The following is a 23,019-nucleotide window of genomic DNA, read 5'->3' as shown; positions in this document are numbered from 1 at the left end:
CCCCGAAGAGTCGTCTTAATCCCCTTAAACTCTTCCCTTGAGTATCCACCGCCGACATGCAACAAGTCATCGCAGGAATCCCAAAAGTTTCCCACGCTTGACCTGATCCTCCACTCGCGGTCGCTTGCAGGCAGCTCTTGCGACGCCACCAGAATCGCTACGCCAGCAGCTGTCGATTGAAAATAGGCCGGGGTGGACGAGTCCTCTAGAGTGCCGATCTCACTTCGCCAGCTCCTCAGCGAAGCGATCTTCTCTGTACCTCCAGGAACCCCTGGAGCACTGCACCCAGCGACAATGTCATCGATCTCTGCCAGGCGCGAGGCCCCGGCAACCTCAAGGATGGGCCTCATCCTGGCGAGAGACAGCCCTCCTGTCAGGCTCCACAAGTCCATCAGCCGCCGCCCCCTAGAACCACTCGCCATGGCGTGTTTCCAGTACTCGACGCCCCGGTGCCCTTGCCGATCGGGCTCGGTGTGAGGCCCACGCCTGGACCTGTTGCTTGCGCGAAGCACGCAGGGCACATCCTAGTCGACGAAGCCATCCCCACGATCTCCCAGTCACTCCCCAAGCGATTCATGATCGTAGCCTCGGCATGACCTTGCCCGGGGATATAGCGCTCCCCACGCAGCGGCGCATTGCCTCCCTTCCATTCATCGGGGAGACCGGTACGTTCAGTTGCAACCCATGTTTCAGCTCTGCCCGTATTCACGTTCCGAACTCGGGCAACTGCAACTGTCGACGCCTCATCGGCCCGCGTTGCATAGAGCCCACGGGCTCGATCAAGCAGAGCGCCGCCGCAATTGTGAACGAGAATGGGGGTGGCCCCAGCCAGCACATAGTACGCGTGCACGTCCTGGATGGTCAGGTCGTGGGTGCGCTGGCGCTTGGTGTAGTGGGCGACTTCGGTGATCTGGACGTGTGTGCCGGCGCTGGTGCGCAGCCACTGTCCGGGGTGGAGGTCTCCGGCTTTCAGCCATTTCTTGAGTTTGGGTTCCCAGAAAGGGTGGGTGTCGGTTGCGATGATGCTTGAGTGGTTGCCGTTGTTGTCGGAGATGGTGATGTCGGTGAAGTCCTTGTCGTCCTCCGTGGTGATGGTGGAGACGACCTTTTTGTGGACTGTCTTTCCCGTGTTGGTGTCGGTAGTGACGACCGTGTCGCCGGCTTCGACATCCTCGATGGCTTTGTGTGTGCCGTCAGCCTGGAGGACTTTGGTTCCGGGGAGGAAGCTGTGGCACCCGACAATGAATTTTCCTGCACCGTATCCGGCAACGCCTGCTGCTGCGCCCCAGATGGCGGCCTCGGCTTGGCTTGTGAGCTGGCCGGACACGCTGTGATCGGCGTTGTCGTCAAGCGCGTTTCCTACTGCGCTGCCCGCTGCTGAGGCTACGGCTCCGCATCCGCCGGCAGCAGTGAATCCCGCGCCGCCGGTGGCCAGGCCTGCGCCGGTTGCTGCCGAGAGGCACGTTGCTCCCACTGCGAATTCAGTGATGGTCGCGATGACGACCTTGTGTTCTTTGGCAAAATTTATCCCGGCATGGGCCGCGTGCGACCAGCCGCAGGTTGAAAAGAAGCCGCAGCCGTTGCCATTCCGGACGTTTCCCTGACTGTCCGAGGAGGAGGTGCCGACCGTTCCTCCACCACGCGTTCCGTCGGAGTTGACGTTGGTAGACCCGTTGCCAGTGCTGGGGCCGTGGGGTTGGCCGTCGGCGCTACAGAAAGGGGGGCACTGCTTGTTGCCACCATCACCACTTCCGCCCGGGTCAGGATGGAGCATGAGACCGGTGGGGTCGCTCATGGTGACCGGGTTCTGGTTGGCGTACGTGTAGCCGTTGAGGGACTGGTGCTGGTCGACCGACAGCACTGGGTCGATGCTTATGAAGCGGCCTATGACCGGGTCGTATTCGCGGGCACCGAGGTGGGTGAGACCCGTCGAGGAGTCGGCGGAGGCTCCGAGGAAGGCTTTGTCGTCGGGCCAGGTTCCCGTGCCGCCGCTGCGTGGGGCGCCGAACGGAGTCGTGTAGCGCTTCGTCACCGCCTGGGTCGAGGCGTCCACGCCGATGGTGCTGGTGCCGTGGTGGTCGGCGGCGAGCCAGGTCAGCGTCGAGGTGCCGGACTTGTTGCTGCGCAAGGCGATGGCGGAGCCGGCGCCGGTGTAGTAGCGCTGGGCCCAGTACTTTGCGGTCGAGGTCGAGGTGTCGAGGTGGACCTCGGTGGCGCCGAGGTACAGCACGGTCTCGCCGCCGGTGTTGCGTCGGATCAGGAGGTTGCCGTCGGCGTCGTAGACGTAGCCGGTGGTGCCGGCGCCTTCCTTGGTCGTGTCGAGGCGGTCCTCCGCCGACCAGGTCAGGCTCTGGCTCGCGGTGCCGTCGGGCCGGGCGATGGTGTTGCCGGTGGTGTCGTAGCCGTAGGCCGCCGTGACGCCGGTGCAGGTGGAGCCGGTCGTGGTGGCGGTGAGCCGGTGGACCTTCGTGGCGTCGTAGCAGTAGGTCTTGGTGGTGGTCGCGCTGGTGGTGTGGGTGGTCTCCTTGTCGCGCAGGCCGGAGTCCTTGTAGGTATAGGACGTCCAGTACGGGGCGGCGCCACCGAGGTTCGCCGTCGTGCGGCCGGAGGTGGCGCAGTCTGCTGTGGAGGGGGTCCAGGCTTCGGTCAGGCGGCGGTGGCCGTCGTAGGTGAAGCACTGGTTGTCGGCCTTGCCCGTGCCGCCCAGGGTGGTCGGGTCGGTGATGGCCGTGACGTTGCCCGCGTTGTCGTAGGCGTAGTTCAGTTCCTGGAGCTTGTAGGAGTGGGTGTCGTCGGTGACCGACGACCGGGTCAGGCGGTCGGTGCCGGTCTCGTACAGGTTGCTGACGTACGCCTTCTTGGTGCCTGCTGCTTCTGAGGTGCCCAGGTTGAGGACTTCGGGCTGGCCGAGGGCGGAGTAGCTCGCACTCAGCAGGTAGCCGGTGGTGCCGGTGGTCTGGGTGTTCTGGCCGAGGCCGTTGTATTTGTAGCTGATGAACTCGGACGGCAGGCCGCCGGCGGCGGGTTCGCTGATGTTCTGCTGGGTGCCGTCGATGTTGTAGTAGGTGGAAGACGTCAGGGTCGAGGCGACGGCTTTCGAGGTGACGAGGGGGTCGCTGGCGGGCAGCAGGAGCTGGGTGGTGGTGGGCCGGTAGAGGCTGTCGTAGGCGGTGACCTTGTTGGTGTAGGCGCTGCCGCTGGTGGTGGCGCCGCCGACGTAACGGGTGGAGGAGTCCAGTTGGCCCTTGGCGTTGGTGACGCCGTCGTAGGTGTAGGCGGTGAGTTTGTTCGCGTCGACTTGTTCCTCGGTGGTGGAGGTCAAATCGGCGGTGGAGGGCGCGGACCAGGTGCCGGTGGGACGTCCGAGGACGTCGTAGGCGCTGATGATGACGCGTCCGGCGGCGTCCTTGATCCAGGAGACCTGGTCGAGGCCGGTGTAGCCGGTGGTTGAGGTGCCCTTGTCCGGGTCGGTTGCGGAGGTCTGGCGGCCGAACAGGTCGTAGCCGTAGGACCAGGTGCTGTCCGGCCCGGTGATGGTGTCCTGTTTGCCGTCGAGGGTGTACTTGAATTTCGTCGAGGTGTAGGACGCGCCGACCGTGGCCCCGTAACCCGTGTCGGCGGTGCTGGTGCCGGCGTATTCCCGGGTTTCGGTGGTGCGGCCGAGGGCGTCGACGATGGTGCGGCTCGCGGAGGCGCCGTCCAGCGCGGTGGTGGCGGTGGAGTCGCCGGTATAGGTGGTGGTGGTGCTCCACTTGCTTACGCCGTTGACGAGGAAGGTGCTGGTGGTGGGGCGTTCGGCGCCGTCGAATACGGTCTCGGTCTGCTTGGGGGCGTGGCCGTATTCGGCGCGCGTGTAGGTGCCCGAGGGTGCGGTGGTGGAGTCGTAGACGTCGGCGAAGGTCTCGTATGCGAGGCCGCGGGCGTTGTAGCGGGTGTCGGTGAGCAGGCGTCCGCCCAGGGGGGTGGGCGTCTGGGTCTGCAGCGTCCGCAGCAGGGAGTCGTAGACCGTGTAGGAGGTGTTGTACGTGATGCCGTCGGCCTTGATCGTCGAGGTGGAGGACCAGGACGGGGCGTTGTTGCTGACGGAGTAGGCGTAGGTGTAGTTGGGGCTGTATTTCGAGGCGCGGTCGCGGTTGGGCAGCCAGGTCGCGGTGGTGCGGCCGAGGGCGTCGTACGTGGTCTCGGTGATCTTGTTGTTGATGTCGTAGACCATGACCGGCAGGCCGCGGGCGTAGTCGCTGTAGGTGAAGGTGCTCTGCGTCTTGGCGTTGGTGACCTTGGTCTTGGTCAGCGGGCCGGTGGTGAGCGGGGTGTAGGTCGTGGTGGTGGGGTTGCCGGCGGCGTCGGTGGAGCTGGCTACGCGGCCCATGGGCTTGTCGTAGGTGGCCCGGCTGCGGGTCTGCCAGCTGGTGGGGCTGCGTTCGCCGCTGGTGGCGGTGGCGGGGTAGGCGGAGGCGCGTCCGGTCCAGGTGGCCTCGGCGAGGGTGGGCGTCTGGTCCGGGGTCCAGGCGGTGGTGGTGGCGGGGCCGTCGTAGACGGTGGCGGTGTCGGACAGGACATCGCCGCGGGTGGCTACGGAGGCGGGCAGCGACAGGGACGTCTCCGCGGTGGTACAGGCGCGGCCGACGGTGCGGGTGCGGGTGGGCAGGGAGTTGATGCCGAGTTGGGTGTTGGCGGCGTACCAGGTGCGGGTGCAGGTTTCGTCGCCGGTGACCGCGGCGTCGCCCTCGTCGTACACCTTCAGGGGGTTGCCGTAGCCGTCCCATTCGGTGGTGGAGGTGGTGCGGGTGCGCCAGCCCGGCTTGGCGGTCAGGTAGGTGTGGGTGGCGGTCTTCTGCGTGCCGGTGTAGTACGCCTCGGTGTCCGCGTAGGACTTGTGCTGGGTGGCGGTGCGGCGTGACCAGGGGTCGTTCACGGTGACGGTGACCGGGGTGGCGCCGTCGTAGGTGATCTGCTCGCGCAGTGATCCGGCGTACTGGTCGCTGTCGGTCTGGTCGGCGACGGCCAGACTGTTGACGTCGATGCCCTTGACGCTCACGGACCGGGGGGCGGCGGGGGCCTTGCGCTTGTCACCGTCCATGCCCTGCAGGTAGAGGGAGACGGTCTTGGACTGGGTGGTGCCGGAGACGCCCTTGGTGACGGTGACCTTGCCGTAGCCGCGCCACTCGGACCAAGTGCGCTCGTCCTCGGGGACCAGCGGGTTGTCGTTGTGGTGCCAGGCGGGGTCGGCGTAACTGTAGGAGTTCTCGGTGTTCTCGTTCTTGCCAGTGGGGTCGGCGGTGTTGACGGCGGTGACGCGGTACTTGTGGAACCAGTCCAGGGAGGCGTCCTGGGCGCCGTTGATGTTCCAGTACTGGGGGTAGCACGAGGTGTTGTTGTCGTCCTCGGCGGCCGGCATGTTCGAGCCGCGCACGCACTCGGGCCCGGAGAAGTTGACGGTGGTGAGTGCGCCGGTCTCGGAGGTGATCGACCGCATCCGGGGGCGGGTGAGCGGCAGGATGTCGTCGGTGGCGTCGACCCGGTTGGGGCGCATCTCGTAGGTGAAGGTCACCGGGTCGAGGGCGATCGCGGTGCCGTTCTTGCCGGTGTGACGCAGCGACTTGAGGGTGAGGCTCTGGTCGGTGGTGTCGCCGATGTCGCCGCCGTCCAGGAATTCCTGGGTCAGGTCCCAGGAGTCGACGTCGGTGAACTTGCTGTCGGTGGCGGACCAGGCGTGGGTGGTGATGTTGGTCAGGCGCTTGCGGGTGAAGAAGGCCGGACCGGTCGCGTCGCAGTCCGCGTCTGAGGCGCAGATGGAGTCGAAGGGGACGTCGGGCCAGCGGGTGGCGGTGGATTCCTTCAGGTCGGTGCAGTCGGAGGCGGTGCAGCGCTCGGTGTAGTCGAAGGTGACCTGGTCGGAGGTCACGCCGGAGAACAGGGTGTCCTTCTGCTGCCCATAGAGGATCTTGGTGAGGTAGCCGCCGCGGGTGTACCTGGCGGTGGCGGTGTCGGCGCCGTTCTTGGCGTAGTAGTTGGTCTCGGGGGTGTACCAGTAGGTCATGGCGTTGCCGTGGAGGTCGACGACGTAGTCGAGGTTCCAGCGCCACGCCTGAGTGGCGGACCGGTCGGTGAAGGCGGAGCCCTGGTCGTAGCCGGGCTCACCGGAGTCGTCGCCGTAGACGGGGACCGTCCACACCGAGTTGGTGGCGTCCGAAGTTCCGGCTCCGGGGAGTTTGTCGAGGCCGAAGACGTACCGGGTGCCGTCGCCGGTGGTGACGGTCCAGTACTCGCCGTTGCCGTCGCCGTTGTCGGCGCCGGTGGAGTGCGTGACCGTGGAGGCGTCGTCGTTCTTCAGGTGCCACGCACCCGAGGTGTCGTCCTTGACGAGTTCGCTCGACTTGCCGTTGAGGACGAGGGAAGCGTTGTCGTACTTCCAGCACAGGTCGAACTTGTCCTCCTGGCCGTCCTTGTCGCACGACCCGTAGGAACGGTCGATGTACGAGGAGGAGGACAGGTCGAAGCCTTCACCGACCTGGCTGCCCTGGTTGTTGGTGGTGGCGGTGCGGCCGTCGATGCTGCCCGAGTTGTAGGACAGGGACACCGAAGGAGCGGGGCCCGCTGCCGCGGGCGGCACCGTCATGCCGTAGGACCAGCCGAAGGCGCCGGATGAACTGCCTGCCTCCCAGGTCGACGATGGCGCGAGGGGGGTCGCGGTGTAGTCACCGGAACCGGCGGCGGAAGCACCCGTGGTGGCGGCCAGCGCCAGCACGGTCACCGGCGCGGGCTGCTTGGCCCGGGCGTCCGGTGCGCTGATCAGTGTGCTGGCGGTGACGGTGTGGGCAGAGATGTCGTTGTGGGAGGAAAGAGGGGTGCGCGTGCGGCAGGACGCCTTGTCCGGGGTGGTCAGGGCGCAGGCCGGGAGTTGGAACAGTTGCAGGCGGCCGGACCAGCCTCCGCCGTAGGCGGAGGCGAAGCGCGCGTAGTCGATGCCGATCTTCGCGGTGCCCGGCTGGTCGGCCGTCGCCGTGAGCAGGACTCCCTTGATGCCCGCGGCCTGCGTCCTCGCACGGCTCTGGACTGATACGTGGGTGGTGTCCGGGGCATGGTCGGCGGCTGCGGTGAGCGTGACGGGCAGGCCGCCGGCATTGAGGCGGACGGTCTTGCCCCGTGTGGCTAACTGCGCAGTGTCCGATGCGGGTGCGGGCCAGGACGCGGTCTGCTGCGCGCGGGCGTTGTGAGCCTGGCGGGTGTTGGCGGCGCGGGCGGCGGCTACCCGGTCACGGGCCGTTTTTGCGCCGAGTCCGGTGACGGCGCGGACCTTGCTGACTTCCTGCTTCGGCGTGGCGGGGCGGCCCAGTCCACCTTTCTCGGCTGCCTGGGCGGGGACGGCGACGACAGTGGATGCGATGAGCGCCAGGACCAGGGCCGGCAGGAATCTTCGCCTGACGGAACGTGTGGCCCAGCGCGCCTTGCTGCCGGTACTCATGACACGACTCCCCAAATGATCACTGCGGACAGAAGTGGAACGGTGGAACAGGAAGCGGGACAGACCGCGGTCAGGCATCAGAGCCGCCGGTGTAGTCCTTGATCTGCAGGTCAGACATGGCTCCGGCCCAGACCCGCGCTCTGGTGATACGTCCTTCGAGGTACTGTGCGGATTTCACGAAAGCCTCGCCGAGCGCAAACTCTCCGGAACCGGTGATGGCCGTGTAGGTGAGGTAGTCGCCGCTGCGGTTGGAGCCGAGGTACAGACTGATGGTGCTGGTGGAACCGTCACGGACTTCGAAGACACCAGTCAGCTGAGTCACGCTGTTGGACGACACGAGAGTGGGTTGATCGGAGACAACAGCAGTCCACGTGCCGTCCGCGTTCAGCCGGCCAAAACGCCAGACGCCCTTCGGGGTCTGGACGCCGGTCTCGGGATCCCGGATGCTCCCGGTCTTCTCGAACCACAGGCCCCACGAGGTCCCTCCGCCGGTGCCGCGCTGGCCGGCGACCTGGGCTACGTACCCGTCGTCCTTGGCGGCCATGGCCGCGGTGTCGAGTCTCACCCCCGCTGTGACAGTGAACGAACCGGACTCGTCGACGATCGGACCGGCGGCCGTGGCCGCGCCGTTCTTGCCGTCGAAGACGACGGCCTCACCGTCGAGGCTCCCCCCACCGGTGAGTGTGAGGTTGTGCCCGTATCCGATCGCGGCGTCGGCGAGGGTAGTGCCGCTCGCGCCGACAGGGTTCCAGTCCGCAACCAGTTCGACGTCCGGAGTCCTGTCGGCCTCCAGCAGGCGAGACTCGGTGACGACCTCGTCATCGGGCAACTGCCGCTGCCAGAGGGCCACCTCGTCGACCCGACCGCGCCAGTAGTTCTGGTAGACGCCCGGGGTGTAGGTGACCCGCCCGAACTGCAGGGTCCCATCTGACGATCCGGCGACCGCCGCCTCAGGCAGGACGGCCGTGGCCGCCTGCAGACGCCCGTTGACGTAGAGACGGATCGTCTTCGAGTCGGCGTCGTAGGAGCCCGCCAGGTGGGTCCACGTCTTCAGCGGTACCCCCGCGGCGTCCGCGTTGACGCCCTGGTACTTGCGTACCCCGTTCTCGTACCAGCTCCACAGGAACACCCAGCGCTGCACACCGGAGGAGTAGTACAGGGAGAACCCGGAGTTGTCGCTGCCCATCTCCGACACCACGGTGCGGAAGTCGGAGGAATCTGTCAGGTAGGTCCAGGCCGAGACGGTGAACGAGGAGTGGGTGTTGACGACCGACTCGGAGGTCGCGGCGTATCCGGACTGATTAATGGGGTTGGAGGTGTCGTTCAGCCACAGGGACCGGTCGCCCTCCCCGCGACGGGCCAGCGACGACCAGCCCGCACCCTTGGTGTAGAGGGTCGCGGGGTGCCGGGTGCCTTCAGTCGCGGTGTCCTTCGCGATCGTCACCGGCGAGTTCGGCGCCGCGTCGTCGAAGTGCCAGCGTCCGACCGCGTTCGTGCCCTCGGCGACCTTGAACTCGACGACGCTCTCGGCCCCCCAGCCGTTGGCGTCCCTGGCCCGCACGTGCAACTGCTGCAGACCGGCCAGACGGGGGGTGATCCACGGCTTGACCGTCTCATCGTCGATCGGCGGCGACGGCTCCTTCTCAGTCGACAACCGGTACTCGTAGCTGATCACTGTGCCCTTGTCTTCGGCCAGCGGCGCGAAGATGAACTGCGCCTTTGTCCCCGGCCCGCCGGCGGGCTCGCAGAGGTTGTCGGTGCATTCGGTGTAGGGGGTGCCGAAGGTGATGTTCACGCCCTTCGGGGCTGTCGTGTCGATCTTGAAGTAGCACCAGTCCTGTGTGGTGACCGTGCTGTGAGATTCCAGGTGGCTGGTGTCGTTGCTGCCGTACATGGACTGCGTGAACACGGCCAGCCGGTATGTCGCCCCGTCGGTCAGTGAGATCGGCGAAGGGTACTGGACCAGGCCGTTGTCGCCCACAGTGCCGCCACCCGGCAAGGGGCGTACCGGTTCCGTCGCCAGCTCCCAGCTGCTGCCGACCTTTTTCTGGACGTAGAAGTGGGCGCGCAGGTGGGCGCCGCTCTCTCCGCCCGCGGCGGTCTGCGGGCGGGCGCTGAGCGTCGGGGTGGGATCGGCGACGATGTCCGGGGCAGCGGCCGGGCGGCACGTGGTGCCGCTTCCGTGGACGATGCCCGCGCTGGTCGGCACGGCCGGCACGCCGACATAGGTGACCGAGAGGTTGGCGTCGTCGTCGAAGCGCTTCCAGCCGTTGGGGTCGGACTCGTCGTGTGCCTTCAGCATCAGCGTCAGCCGGGAGATGTCGCCGTCGGCGAAGCTCTTCACCGTCGACGTCAGGTTCTCGTAACTCTGCGAGGGGTCGTCGTGGAATTCGATCGGAGCGTCCGGCTGGTCCGGGTCACACAGCGTGCCGCGTCCCGCGGCGACGGTCCGGTCGCCCATCGTGTCCCAGTTGGAGGTCGGTCCCGGCCACCGCGTCGAGGAGGAGATGTTGCCGGTGCGCACCAGGTCGACGGTCGTCCTCGTGCAGGACATCGACCAGCGCTCCGTCACCCGGAACGTGGCGTCCAGGACGTGCTTGCCCGCCAGCTTGCTCGGCGAGAACTCGAAGTACATCCGCTGCTTGTAGCCCGAGCCGCAGTAGTAGGCGTAGCCGCCGGTCACATAGGTGCCGCAGTAGCCGACGCCCTCACCGTCGTCGCCTCCGGGGAAGTTGTAGAAGGTGTCGCCGTCGGAGGACAGGACGGTGCGTTCGTCCTCCCCCAGCCCGACGTCGGGGTCGATGTAGAGGGGGTAGACGGTGTCCTCGCCGCCGAGGAGGTCCGCATCCGGCTGGACGGCGACCGTGTTCCCGTCGACGGTGACGGGAACCATCACGGAGGCGTCTCCGTCGCTGGGACCGGAGGCCTGGTCCGTGGACGACTTGCCGCCGCCGTCCTGCACCGGGGTGTCCTCGTTCGCGGCGCGTGCCGGCTTGGCGGCCGCAGCATCGCCGGAGGAGTCCCACATCAGGGCGGCCGGGGAGCGGAAGACGGTGTTGCCGTCCTCATCCACCGCGTCCAGGCCGCCACCCGGGCGGGTGGCGACCGTCAGGCCGTCCGTCTTGAGAGAGAACTCGATCTTCTTCAGTCCCGGGTTCGCCGCGGCCTGCGCGTTCTTGACGATCAGTACCTGGCGCACGCCCTCGACGGTGGCCGTCATCCGCAGGTCCACCCCGGGCAGCACCTCCGGGTAGGTGGCGGAGGAGCCGTCGAGGACCGGCTTCGGCAGCGTCCCGGCCCAGCCCAGGCTCAGGGACCGCTTGTCCTCGGACAGCGTGACCAGCGGGTCACTGCCGCCCCCGGGCGACAGGGCGATACCGGCGACGGCCGCCTTGGGAGCGATCGCACCGTCAGCACGCCGCTCCAACGTCGTATCCGGTGCCGCCCACGAACCGTCAGGCCGCGCCACCCGCACCGGCACAACCGACTGCTCCAACGTGAGCGTGTAGCCATCAGGGTTCGCGTAGGTCGTGGAGTACTCCGCACGCTCGTCGAGGACCTCCACCCGCTCCCCCGACGCGGCGGCCTTGCGCAGCGCGGCCGCCGCGCCCGTCCCGTCCGACGGAAGGGCCTCGGCCACTGCCCCGGACACCCCCAGCACGGGCAAAGCCGCCAACAGCGCGGTCACCGCGGCGACTGAGACGAACCGTTCCCTCAGCCGCCTTCGTCCGCCACCCGGGCAGCATAAAACGCCCCGACCCATGTCCCCCACCCCAGACTTCTTACCTGATCCTCACAATGCGTACCCGAAGATCACACAGCAGGTAGTCAGCGCGGTCAAACAAAGAACAGGTGAACCAGCACCGAAAGCAAGGCGGCCATGAATCGGTCACAAAACCAGGAAAGCCGCTTACAGTCATGCGCACGCTTCTCGAATGTCGCAGCATGACGGAAAGACAACACTGTGCGAACTTTCAGGCATTCAGAGCGCCATGCCGGATTCCCTCGCGCTCCAACCCGTCTTCGCTTCAGCAGATGCCTCAGGCGTATGACAACGTCGACGGGCTCGACTGGGCATGAGCCTCATGTGTTCAGCTGGGGCCGTGACTTGATGCTCCGACGGAAAAAGGGTGCCTCCGACTTGTGATGGTCTGGACTTTCTGGATCAAAAGCGTCGCAGAGAAGAGGCACCCGGCAGGTGCAGGCTGCCGAATGGGATCACCGGCTTGCCGTGCGGGAGGGCGGGTAACTCCAGTACCGCTGGCGGCCGGTGTTCCCTGGGTCGGTCTCGGGCGGCACCCTGCGCCGCGCCCTGGCCGCGATCGACGCCCAGGTCGCGGCCCAGGTCCCCTGGGGGAATGAATCAAACATTGGGGATGTCCGGCTTCGCCGCGATGAGCATGTTCCTGGGGATCACCACGAGCCGTTCGTCGGGGCCGAGCGACACTCCAGCGGGCAGCTTCGTGCAGAGCGAGCTCGACAGGTCCCTGCCGATGACGGCTGCATCGCCGTTCTCGAGCTCCCGGATATCGGGGCAGTCCGGGCCGTCGGACGTGACCCCCAGATCCTGTGGCGACTTACCGATCCGCCGCAGAAAAGCCGTCTCCGAATCCGTTTCCCACGGCCTCGCCACAGCTGTCTACCTCGGTATGAATCCAAAACACACCGACTCCAGCGCTGAGCACATCAGTCCGGTCGGCCGATACCGAGGTGACTGACTGCATCGCACGCGAACACCGGGGAGTTCGCCCGCCTCCGGCGGTGACTCGGCGGTGATGGTCGGTCCCGCGGAAGGCTCCGGGCCGGCGGCTCGACCTACCAGAGGGGGCGGCGGACGGCGGGACGGGGGCGCGGCGCGTGGCGCAGGTGCGGAGGATCGGCGAGTTGGGCCGCTATGAGCTGATCGAGGAGATCGAGTCCGGCGGTATGGGCACGGTCTGGCGCGGCTGCGGCGCCGTCCTCGGCCGGGAGATCGCGGTCAGGCTCATCAGGCGTACTCCTCGGCGGGGATCACGAGGAGACCCGCGGGATCGCCGGCCTTCTGGTGCGCCCGCGCCGCCCGGCAGGGTGACCGCAGCTCCGCCTGTGCACCGTGCGCCGTGCACCGGTACGCATCGCATCACCAGAAGCAGGGAAAGCCGAGGTCTCGCGGGACAGGCCGGGACAGTGCGGGTGCGGACGGACGTTCCCCCGCGCCGACGGCCTGAACGCGCGGCCGGAAACCGCTCCTTGCCCACCGCGCCCCCTCGAATCACAATGCGCATGACAAAACTGGAAGTGGCCGGAAGATCTCCGGTCGCCCAAGTCGCAAGAGGGGACCCCCACATGAGAAAGCCTCTCGTCGCCGCGTTGTTCGCCCTGGTGATCGCCGGGGCGGGCGCGGCACCCGCGGTCGCGGCACCCGCGCCCGAGGCGGCGTCGGTGTCGGCGTCGGCGTCGGTGTCCGCGGTCACGACGGACACGAAGGCGGCGGCGCCGACCCTCCAGGCCGTCAGCCTCGCCGGGACCGTCGCGCTCAGCAACTGCTCCGGCTCCGTCATCCGCTTCCCCAACTCCGCGGCCACCGACCCGGCGCTCGTGCTCTCCAACGGCCACTGCCTGGAGACGGGCTTCCCGGAGCCCGGTGAAGTGATCGTCGACCAGGCGTCCACCCGTACCTTCGGCCTGCTCAACTCCGCCGGCACCCGGGTGGCGACGCTGCGGGCCAGCAAGGTCGCGTACTCGACGATGACCGACACGGACGTCACGATCTACCAGCTCACCAGCACCTACGCGACGATCCTGAGCTCGTACGGCATCAGCGCGCTGACCGTGCAGGACACGCACCCGACCGTCGGCACCGCCATCACGGTCGCCTCCGGGTACTGGAAGCGGCTCTACAACTGCAACATCGACGGGTTCGCGTACCGCCTCAAGGAGGGCGACTGGACCTGGAAGGACTCGATCCGCTACACCTCCGCCTGCAACACCATCGGCGGCACCTCGGGCTCGCCGGTCATCGACCAGGCCACCGGCAAGGTCGTCGCCGTCAACAACACCGGCAACGAGGACGGCGAGACCTGCACGCTGAACAACCCGTGCGAGGTCGACGCGAGCGGCAACGTCACCATCCACCCCGGCATCAACTACGCCGAGGAGACCTACCTGATCCCGGCCTGCTTCACGACCGGCAACAAGCTCAACCTGAGCGCGAGCGGGTGCGCCCTGCCCAAGCCGTGACCCCTGTGCGGCGGCGGGCGGTCACCGGGGAGTCCGGCGGACCGCCCGCCCCGCCAGTACGTCCGTCCGGCGCCCGTCCTCGATCACGAACCGGCCGTCGATCAGGACGTACGGGATGCCCGTGGGGAGCGTACGGGGGGAAGCGAACGTCGACCCGGCCGCGACCGTGTCCGGGTCGAACAGGACCAGGTCCGCGCGGTACCCCTCGCGGACCAGGCCGCGGTCGGGCAGACGCAGCCGGGCGGCCGGGCGGCCGGTGAGATGGGCGACGCACTCCTCCAGCGGGAGGACGCCCAACTCCCGTACGTACGTCCCCAGATACCGCGGGAACGTGCCGTACGCGCGCGGGTGCGGCTTGTCGCCGCGCAGGATGCCGTCCGAACCGCCGGTGTGCACACGGTGCCGCATGATCGCGCGGACGTTCTCCTCGTGCCCGACGTGCTGGAGGATCGTCGGCCCGAGCCGGTCGTCGAGGAGCAGGCGGCGGGCGGTCGTCCAAGGGGTCTCGCCCAGCCGGTCGGCGGACTGCCGGACCGTGCTGCCGACGTACGACGCGAGCGCCGGGTCGGTGACTCCCGAGATCTCGATCGTGTCCCACTCGATGGGCACGCCGTGGCAGCCGTCGGCCCCGATCACCTCCATGTGGTGCCGGATGCGTTCGGCCGTCTCCTCGTTTTTCAGGCGCGTGAGGACCGCCTCCGGGCCGCCCTCGCCCGCCCAGCTCGGCAGCATCGCGACGAGCGTGGTGCAGCCGGGGGTGTAGGGGTAGGTGTCGAGGCTGATGTCCGCGCCCTGGGCGAGCGCGCGGTCGAGGAGGGCGAGCAGCTCGGGCGCCCGGCCCTCGTTGACGCCGAAGTTCATGGTGGCGTGGGCGAGGTGGAGCGGGCAGCCCGCCTCCCGGGTGAGGGCCACCATCTCCTCGTACGCCTCCAGGGCGCCCGCCCCGTACGAGCGGTGGTGCGGGCAGTAGTAGCCGCCGTACTCCGCCACCACCCGGCACAGCTCGGTGAGTTCGGCGTCCCGGGCGTACATCCCGGGGGTGTAGGTGAGGCCGGAGGACAGGCCGACGGCGCCCTCCCGCAGGCCGTCGGCCACCAGCCGCCGCATCCGGTCCAGCTCCCGCGCCGTCGCCGGGCGGTCGTCCCAGCCGACGGCGAGCATACGGACCGTGCCCTGGGGGATCAGGTACGCGGCGTTCACCGCGATGCCCTCGCCGTCGAAGCCGTGGTCGAGCCGGTCCAGGTACTCGCCCACCGAGCGCCAGCCGAAGTCGATGTCGTCGCCGGGCCCGTTCCAGCCGGTGATCGCGCTGCGCACCTCCGCGAGGGTGCGGTCGTCGACCGGCGCGTACGACAGCCCGTCCTGGCCGATGACCTCCAGGGTCACCCCCTGCGCCGCCTTCGCGCTGTGATCGGGGTCGCGCAGGAGCGCGAGGTCGCTGTGGGCGTGCATGTCGATGAAGCCGGGGGAGAGGACCAGCCCCTCGGCGTCCAGCACCCGCCGGGCGACCGGCCGCAGACAGCCGGCCGCCGCGCCCTCCTTGAGCAGGGTGGTGATCCTGCCGCCCTCGACGCCCACGTCGGCGCGGTACGAAGGGCCGCCGGAGCCGTCGACGACCTCCGCGTCGCGGATGACGAGATCCATCACAGGGGCCTCCAAGAAACATTCGTCACAACGGCCTCTTAGAAGAACGTACGGACGTAGTCCACGACCGTGCCGTCCGCCTCCACCAGCGGGATCAGCTGCCATTTGTCGAAGGACGTGCAGGGGTGGGACAGGCCCATGCCGAGCCAGTCCCCGACCTCCAGATCCGCCTCGGGAGCCGTCCGCAGCCACGCGTGCTGGTCGGAGAGCGCGCCGACCTCGATGCCGGTCGCGGGGCGCTCGGAGCCGTCCCGGCGGACCACCTGGGCCAGGGGCAGGTCCAGGTCGTACGCCGCGTCCCGCTTGCCCGCGTTGACGAAGGCCTGCTCGGGGGAGGGGCGGGAGACGACCTGGGCCCAGAGGCGGAACGCGGGGTGCAGGGCGCCTTCCTCCGGGACACGGGTGAAGGGCGTCAGCTTCCGGTAGTGGCCGTCGTCGTGCGAGACGTACGCGCCCGAGCGCAGCAGCTTCAGCACAGGCAGGGAGAGTCCGGGGATCTCCGCGAAGACGTCGGCGACGGCGTCGAACCAGGCGCTGCCGCCCGCGCTGACGACGATCCTGTCGAGGCCCTTGAAGCGCCCGGCTCCGTCGAAGTCCACCGCCAGCGCGGTCAGCCGCCGCAGCCAGGCGTGCACGCGCTCGGGGTCCGCCCCCGGCACCTCGCCCTCGTACCCCGCCACGCCGACCAGCCGCAGTGTCCCCGTCGCGGCCACCGCGTCCGCGACCGCCGCGCACTCCGCCTCCGTACGGACGCCGGTGCGCGCCCCGTCACCGGCGGCGAGCTCGACGACGACGTCCACCGGGCGCAAGGAGCCGTGCAGCGCGGCGTCCATCAGCTCGACGCCGCGCACCGAGTCGACGTAGCAGATGAAGCGGAAGTCCGGGTCGGCCGTCAGCTCGGCCGCGATCCAGCGCAGCGCCGCCGCGTCCACCAGCTCGTTCGCGAGGAAGATCCGGTCGATCCCGAACTCCCGTGCCACCCGCACCTGGTGGGGTACGGCGAGCGTGATGCCCCAGGCGCCGTGCTCGATCTGCCGCCAGAACAGCTGCGGGGCCATCGAGGTCTTGCCGTGCGGGGCGAAGGTGAGGCCGTGGCGGGTGGCGTAGGTCTCCATCAGTTCGAGGTTGTGCGTCAGGCGCTCGGCGGAGAGGGCGAGGACGGGGGTGGTGAAGCCGCCGGTGAAGAGATTGCGGCGCTGGGCGGCCAGCTCACCCACGGTCAGGCCCCCGGCGTCCGGGGGGAGGCCCTTGAAGCGGTGGTCGACACGGTCGGCCGCGAGCCGGGCGGCCATCTCGGAGGCGGTCATGAGGGCCTTCCCTTCACCGTCATTGCGCTGTGTGCAACGGTCATTGCGTATGCCGCTTACTGCTGTCTAACATCCCAGCCAACGCAGGGTCAACGGTGCCGTTGCGCCACCGTCGGCCGCGAGAGCGAGGAGCCCCCGTCATCGTGACCCCCAACGGACCCGTCGACGCCCCGGACGCCGTGGCCGCCCCGGACGTGGTGGCCGCCCCGGACGGGGTGGACGTCGTGGCGCTCGGCGAGTCCATGGTCACGTTCCTGCCCACCCGGCCCGGGCGCCTCGCCGACGTCCCGTCGTTCGAGCGGGGGATCGGGGGCGCCGAGTCGAACGTGGCGTGCGCCCTCGCCGCCGCCGGCCACTCCGTGAAGTGGGTCGGCCGGGTGGGCGACGACGGGTTCGGCGACCATCTCGTCGAGGTGATCGCCGGATACGGCGTCGACACCTCCGCCGTACGACGGGACCCCGCGCGCCCGACCGGCATCTACTTCCGCACGGCGGGCGACCGGGCCACCGACGCCCACGAGGTCGCCTACTACCGGGCCGGATCCGCCGCCTCCGCGATGGCGGTGGACACCGTGGACCTGGACGACGTCCGCGCGGGCCGCGTACTGCATCTGTCCGGCATCACCGCGGCGCTGTCCGAGGACTGCCTCGGCCTGATGCGCGAACTCACCGCGCCCCGCGCGGGAGGCCCCCTCGTGTCCTTCGACGTCAACCACCGCGCCGGGTTGTGGCGCGACGCCGACGGACCGCGCGTCCTGCTCGACCTCGCGCGCGGCGCGGACATCGTGTTCGTCGGGGACGACGAGGCCCGCGCGGCCTGGGGGCTGCGCGGGCCTCGGGCGATCCGCGACGCACTGCCGGAACCCGCCGTCCTCGTCGTCAAGCAGAGCGGGGACGGGGCGACCGTCTTCGAGAGGGCCGCGGCGGGAGCCGCCCGGGACGCCACCGACACCGCCACGTTCGTCCCCGCCCTGCGCGTCGACGTGATCGCGGCCGTCGGTGCCGGCGACGCCTTCGCCGCCGGGTTCCTCTCCGCCACCCTGCGCGCCCTGCCCGCCCGGGACCGGCTGCGGCACGGCCACCTCATGGCCGCCGCCGCCCTCACCGTCGCCGGCGACCTCGCCGCGCCTCCCGCCCGCGACCACGCCGACCGGCTGGCCGCTCTGGACGACCACGCGTGGGAGACACTTCGACTCGGCCCCGGCTGGACCGAAGCCGTCATACGGGCCGAGGAGGAGGTACGTACCCCATGAGCCAGACCGTCGACCGAGCGCTGAGCATCCTGCCGCTCCTCGCCGAGGGCCCCGCCGACCTCGGTCAGGTCGCCGACCGCCTCGGCGTCCACAAGTCCACCGCGCTCCGCCTCCTGCGCACCCTGCACGAGCACGGCCTCGTCTACCGCCAGTCCGACCAGCGCTACCGCCTCGGCGCCCGCCTCTTCGCCCTCGCCCAGGAAGCCGTCGAGAACCTCGACGTCCGCGAGATCGCCCACCCCCACCTCGTACGGCTCAACGAGAACTGCGGCCACACCGTCCACCTCGCGGTGTACGAGGAGAACGAGGTCCTCTACATCGACAAGGTGGAGAGCCGCTACCCGGTGCGCATGTACTCGCGGATCGGGAAGCCGGTGGCCATCACCGTCGCCGCCGTCGCGAAACTCCTCCTCGCCGACCTCCCCGAGCCCGAGCGCCGCGTACTCGCCGACAAGCTCGACTACCCCATGTACACGGCCCGTTCGACCCCGGGCGCCGCCGCCTTCCTCAAGGAACTGGCCACGGTGCGCGAACAGGGCTGGGCCACCGACCTCGGTGGCCACGAGGAGTCCATCAACTGCGTCGCGGCCCCCATCCGCGGCGCCGACGGACGCGTCGTCGCCGCGATGTCGGTGTCCGCGCCGAACGTCGTCGTCACCGCCGAGGAACTCCTCACCCTGCTCCCGCTGGTGCGCCGTACCGCCGTCGCCATCAGCCACGAGTACTCCGGCAAGCCCCCAGCCAAGGAAGAGAGTCCAGGACGTCCATGACCGAGAAGACCGCCCTCACTCCCAAGACCCACACCACCCCGCCCGCCAGGTTCTCGCACGGTGTGCGCAAGGGGAACATCCTCCAGGTCGCCGGGCAGGTCGGCTTCCTCCCGGCCGAGGAGGGCAGGCCCCCGACGCCCGCGGGCCCCACCCTGCGCGAACAGACCCTCCAGACCCTCGCCAACGTCCGGGCGATCCTCGAAGAGGGCGGCGCGACCTGGGACGACGCGATGATGATCCGCGTCTACCTCACGGACGTCGGCCACTTCGCCGAGATGAACCAGATCTACAACACCTACTTCGAGGAGCAGGGCCTCACCGCGCCCCCCGCCGCCCGCACGACGGTCTACGTCGGCCTGCCGGCCGGCCTCCTCGTCGAGATCGACGCGCTCGCCGTACTGGGCTGAGCGACCGCCCCCCTCCGACTCCCGCTCCGACTCCCGCACCCGTACGACATCACGGCACGGCGTCCACCCCCACGGGACGCCGTGCCGCGATCCCCCTTGCCCGAAAGCCGCATGCTCCACCTACCCGACTGCAGAGGTCCCCCGCCCATGTCCTCGCTCATGTCCCCGCCCCTGCCCTCTCCCACGTCGTTTCTGCTCGCAGCCACCACCCCACCACCCGCCCCGCCCCACACCGGCGGCCTGATCGCCCTCATCCACGGCACCGCCGGTCTGCTGACCGTCGCCGCGCTCGGCATCGCGCTGCTCCTCGTCCTGATCATCAAGGTGAGACTGCAGCCCTTCGTGGCGCTCCTCGCGGTCTCCATAGCCGTCGGCCTCGCCGCCGGTCTCTCGGTCACCGAGCTCTTCGGCACGGTCCAGAGGTCCGACGCCGTCTCCCTCATCGAATCCGGCATGGGCGGCACCCTCGGCCATGTCGCGATCATCATCGGGCTCGGCACGATGCTCGGCGCGATCCTCGAAGTCAGCGGCGGCGCCGAGGTGTTGGCATCCCGGCTGCTGAACCTCTTCGGTGAGGAGCGGGCGCCCCTCGCCATGGGCCTCACCGGCCTGATCTTCGGCATCCCCGTCTTCTTCGACGTCGGCATCTTCGTCCTCGCGCCGATCGTGTACGCCGCCGCCAAACGCGGTGGCAAGTCGATCCTGCTGTACTGCCTGCCGCTGCTCGCCGGTCTGTCGATGACCCACGCGTTCCTGCCGCCGCACCCGGGCCCGGTCGCCGCCGCGGGACTGCTCCACGTACAGCTCGGCTGGGTCATCCTCATGGGCGTCCTCTGCGGTATCCCGGCCGTGCTCGCCGCCTGGGCCTGGTCCGCGTGGATCGGCAAGCGCATCTTCGTACCCGTACCGCAGGACATGGTCGAGGCCGCCGAGGAGTCCAGGGCCGCGCTGGTGGAGGAGCAGCGGGCGGCCGGGATCGAGCTGCGGGAGGAGCCGGTGCCGCTCGGCACGGTGCTGGCCATCATCGGTACGCCGCTGGTGCTGATCCTGCTCGCGACCTTCTCCTCGATCGCCTTCGACCCCTCCACCGGCCGTTCGGTCATCGAGTTCTTCGGCCACCCCTTCGTCGCGCTGACGATCGCGCTGATGCTGGCGTACTACCTGCTCGGTATCCGCCGCGGCTGGTCCCGCAAGTCGCTGGAGACGGTGTCCACGGCGTCACTGAAGCCGATCGGCAACATCCTGCTCGTCGTCGGTGCGGGCGGTGTCTTCGGCGCGGTCCTCAAGGGCAGCGGTGTGGCCCAGGCGCTCTCCGACACCTTCAACGACGTCGGTCTGCCGGTGGTCGTCCTCGCCTATCTGATCTCCCTGGTGCTGCGGGTCGCCCAGGGCTCGGCCACGGTCGCCATCGTCACCACGGCCGGCATCGTGGCCCCGCTGCTGACCGAGGGCGACCACTCCCAGGCCTTCGTCGCCCTGGTCATCATGGCCATCTCCGCGGGCTCCATCTTCGCCTCGCACGTCAACGACGGCGGCTTCTGGATGGTGGCGAAGTACTTCGGCATCAGCGAGCGGGACACGCTGCGGACCTGGACCGTCCTGGAGTCGGTGCTGTCCGTCGCGGGGTTCGCCGTGGCCGCCGTGGTGAGCCTCTTCGTATAACAGGCGGATAGCTAAGTGGGGGCTTGCTGTGCCAGACACAGGATCTTCGACCATACTTCCCGCTGTGGAGCAGCGCATAGGTTCGAAGAGCCAGCCCCTGGACGCCGCCGCGGTGAACCCGGCGTACATCCCCGGGCTTACGTCACCCGCGACGGCGGAGCCGAAGGGCGCGGTCGCCGAGGAGGCCGCCTCCGAAGAGGCCGCGTCCGAGGCGGCGGTTGTCGAGGACGCCGCCCCCGAGGACACCGCCCCCGAGGAGGCGGTCGCCGAGGAGGCGCCCGCCGAGCCCGAAGAGGAGGCCACTTCGGAGTCCGACCCGGACTCCGAGCCCGAACCGGACCCCGACGGGCCGGTCTTCGAGGCCTCCGACCGGCGGGCCTCGATCAAGGCCGACCACAGCGGTGTACACCTGCGCCTGGACGACCAGGCGGCGGAGTTCCGCTGGGACGAGATCGGCGCCGTCGAGACGGAGTCGCCCCGTTTCGGGAAGCGGTTCACCATCACGGTGCACACCCCGGACCGCCGCTGGTACCCGATCGAGATCGAGGCGACGGCCCGGGCGCGCTTCAAGGAGTGGGAGGACCAGCTGGACGCGGTGCTGGACGCCTACTTCGAGGAGGGCGACGATTCCGAAGAGGCCCCGGACGAGAGCGCCCCGTAGGGGCGCGGGGCTGTGACCTATGCGGCTTTGCCGCGTGGGCGCGCCCAGCCACAACCGGCCCGCAGTTCCCCGACCACCTGTCCGTCCCCACTCCTAGCTGCAGTACTGCGTCGCCTTCCCGATCGACCGGTACATGCAGTCCGCGTTCTCCAACAACTGCAGCACGGCGTCCCGGTTCCGTGAGGTCTCCCGCTCGATGACCTCGTCGGGCGGGTAGAACCCACCTCCGGAACTGGACGTCGGATACATCTCGAAGGTGTAGTCGAAGATCTTCTGACTGCCCCAGAGATAGTCGTCGATCGACCCGTCGGTGATGTACAGGTCGCTGGACTGCTCCGGCGTGTACCCGTTGCTGGCCGCCATCTTCTGGCCGACGGCCTTGAACGCGGCGGCGTCGTCCGCGGTCATGCCGGTCGCGGTGTCGGCGGTGGTCCACCCGAAGGGCCACAGGACCAGTTCGCTGTACGTGTGGAAGTCGATCCCGGCGGTGATCTGCTGCTTCCCGCCGACGACCCGGCTGCGTACGAAGTCGGCGACCACCTTCACCTCGGGCGCGGACTCGGCGGAGGCGCCGCGGTAGGTCTCCGAGGAGGTGGACCCGGACGAGCCGCCGCAGCAGCCCCACTTGTAGTTCCAGTTCCGGTTGAGGTCCGTACCGACGTACGAGGAACCGGAGTTGGGCTGGCGGTTCTTGCGCCACGAGCGGTACGAGCCGGTCGCGATGTCGTACTCGCCGCCGTCCGGGTTGAGGTCCGGGACGATCCAGATCTCGCGGTTGTTCACCATGCTGGTCACGCGGGAGTCGCTGCCGTATCCGGCCCCGAGCTCGCGCAGCAGATACAGCGCCATCTCGACGGTCAGGTGCTCGCGGGCGTGCTGATGAAAGGTGAGGATGACCTCGGGCTCGGACTCGTCCGTCGCCACGTTGTCGCTGACCTTGATGGCGACGATGTCCCGGCCCTCGTACGACTTCCCGATCACACGCTTGCTCATGATGCTCGGGTACGCCGCGAGCCGCTGGTTGATCTCCGTGTTCGTCTCGGTGTAGTTGTGGTACTTCGAGTCGGCTGTCGGGAAGTCGAAGAGCCGTACGTCGTCGGCGCTGCTGGACCGGTCCGGTGCCGAGCCCAACAGCGAGACCTCGTAGCCCTGTTGGCGCAGCTTCTTGATCTGGTCCGCGCGGCCGGAGACGACGACGGTCTCCTCGTCCGCCTCGTCCACGGTGACGCCGGTCTGCTGGATGGCCGTACGGGTCACCGGGGTGGTGCTCTGGTGGATCTCGTACTGGCGGATGTCGTCGGCCGAGGGCGCGGGGGCCTTCGCTCCGGTCGCCGTGGCGCTGGTGACCGTACCGGTGACGGGGGCCGCGAGGGCGAGCGCCAGCAGGGTGGCGAAGGCGGCGGTGCGCTTGCCGCGCCTGCCACCGGCGGTGTCTGCGGGGCCTGGGGCGCCGCTGCCGCGTATGCGAAGTCGCATGAAGTCTCCTTGTTTCTCCAGTGATCCGGGGTCGCCGGATGTGGGGGATGGAGCTGGGGGGTGCTTCTTTCACTGCGACGTACGGGGTGCGTGCGGGTGCGTGCGGGTGTGGCGCATATGGTGGGCGTTTGGCATGGCCAGGTCAAGAGGTGACA

12 protein-coding genes are annotated in these 23,019 nt (G+C 68.9%); 6 read left to right on the top strand and 6 right to left on the bottom strand.

Annotation, left to right across the window (positions count from 1 at the left end; all coding sequences use genetic code 11):
• Window positions 1-391: 391 nt before the first annotated feature.
• The 3 genes from RV986_RS19000 to RV986_RS18990 form a co-directional block, all read right to left on the bottom strand.
• Window positions 392-7,465, bottom strand: a complete 7,074-nt coding sequence (locus RV986_RS19000; RefSeq protein ID WP_475918562.1) for a polymorphic toxin-type HINT domain-containing protein — start codon at window positions 7,463-7,465, stop codon at window positions 392-394.
• Between the two features lie 70 nt (window positions 7,466-7,535).
• On the bottom strand, window positions 7,536-11,153 hold the full coding sequence (locus RV986_RS18995; RefSeq protein ID WP_475918561.1) for a laminin G domain-containing protein: 3,618 nt from the start codon (window positions 11,151-11,153) through the stop codon (window positions 7,536-7,538).
• 675 nt (window positions 11,154-11,828) lie between these two features.
• Window positions 11,829-12,098, bottom strand: coding sequence for a hypothetical protein (locus RV986_RS18990; protein ID WP_475918560.1), 270 nt, complete (start codon window positions 12,096-12,098; stop codon window positions 11,829-11,831).
• Between the two features lie 692 nt (window positions 12,099-12,790).
• Here RV986_RS18990 and RV986_RS18985 point away from each other — a divergent pair.
• Window positions 12,791-13,684 carry a S1 family peptidase gene (locus tag RV986_RS18985; RefSeq protein WP_475918559.1) on the top strand — a complete coding sequence of 298 codons (894 nt, stop codon included), beginning with the start codon at window positions 12,791-12,793 and terminating at the stop codon, window positions 13,682-13,684.
• Window positions 13,685-13,705: 21 nt separating this feature from the next.
• Here the strand turns inward: RV986_RS18985 and RV986_RS18980 are convergent, their stop codons facing one another.
• Both RV986_RS18980 and RV986_RS18975 read right to left on the bottom strand, forming a co-directional pair.
• On the bottom strand, window positions 13,706-15,328 hold the full coding sequence (locus tag RV986_RS18980) for an N-acyl-D-amino-acid deacylase family protein (protein WP_475918558.1): 1,623 nt from the start codon (window positions 15,326-15,328) through the stop codon (window positions 13,706-13,708).
• 38 nt (window positions 15,329-15,366) lie between these two features.
• Complete coding sequence (locus RV986_RS18975; RefSeq protein ID WP_475918557.1) at window positions 15,367-16,635, bottom strand: amino acid deaminase; 1,269 nt, start codon at window positions 16,633-16,635, stop codon at window positions 15,367-15,369.
• Window positions 16,636-16,778: 143 nt separating this feature from the next.
• Here RV986_RS18975 and RV986_RS18970 point away from each other — a divergent pair, with 143 nt between their 5' ends.
• The 5 genes from RV986_RS18970 (at window position 16,779) to RV986_RS18950 (ending at window position 21,388) form a co-directional block, all read left to right on the top strand.
• Window positions 16,779-17,888: a sugar kinase gene (locus tag RV986_RS18970; protein ID WP_475918556.1), complete on the top strand. Its 1,110-nt coding sequence runs from the start codon at window positions 16,779-16,781 to the stop codon at window positions 17,886-17,888.
• Window positions 17,885-18,658, top strand: coding sequence for an IclR family transcriptional regulator (locus tag RV986_RS18965; protein ID WP_475918555.1), 774 nt, complete (start codon window positions 17,885-17,887; stop codon window positions 18,656-18,658). Before RV986_RS18970 ends, RV986_RS18965 begins: the two co-directional genes overlap by 4 nt.
• Window positions 18,655-19,065: a RidA family protein gene (locus RV986_RS18960; protein ID WP_475918554.1), complete on the top strand. Its 411-nt coding sequence runs from the start codon at window positions 18,655-18,657 to the stop codon at window positions 19,063-19,065. Before RV986_RS18965 ends, RV986_RS18960 begins: the two co-directional genes overlap by 4 nt.
• A gap of 159 nt (window positions 19,066-19,224) precedes the next feature.
• Complete coding sequence (locus RV986_RS18955; RefSeq protein ID WP_475924327.1) at window positions 19,225-20,727, top strand: GntP family permease; 1,503 nt, start codon at window positions 19,225-19,227, stop codon at window positions 20,725-20,727.
• Between the two features lie 64 nt (window positions 20,728-20,791).
• Window positions 20,792-21,388 carry a hypothetical protein gene (locus RV986_RS18950; protein ID WP_475918553.1) on the top strand — a complete coding sequence of 199 codons (597 nt, stop codon included), beginning with the start codon at window positions 20,792-20,794 and terminating at the stop codon, window positions 21,386-21,388.
• A gap of 93 nt (window positions 21,389-21,481) precedes the next feature.
• Here RV986_RS18950 and RV986_RS18945 read toward each other — a convergent pair whose 3' ends face one another.
• Entirely contained in the window at window positions 21,482-22,864 is a 1,383-nt protein-coding gene (locus RV986_RS18945; protein WP_475918552.1) for a M14 family metallopeptidase, read from the bottom strand.
• Window positions 22,865-23,019 lie beyond the last annotated feature (155 nt).

The sequence above is a fragment of the Streptomyces sp. RLA012 genome, from assembly GCF_056270325.1.
Note: the sequence above shows the minus strand (reverse complement) of the source record. Positions and strands in the feature narration are given on the sequence as shown.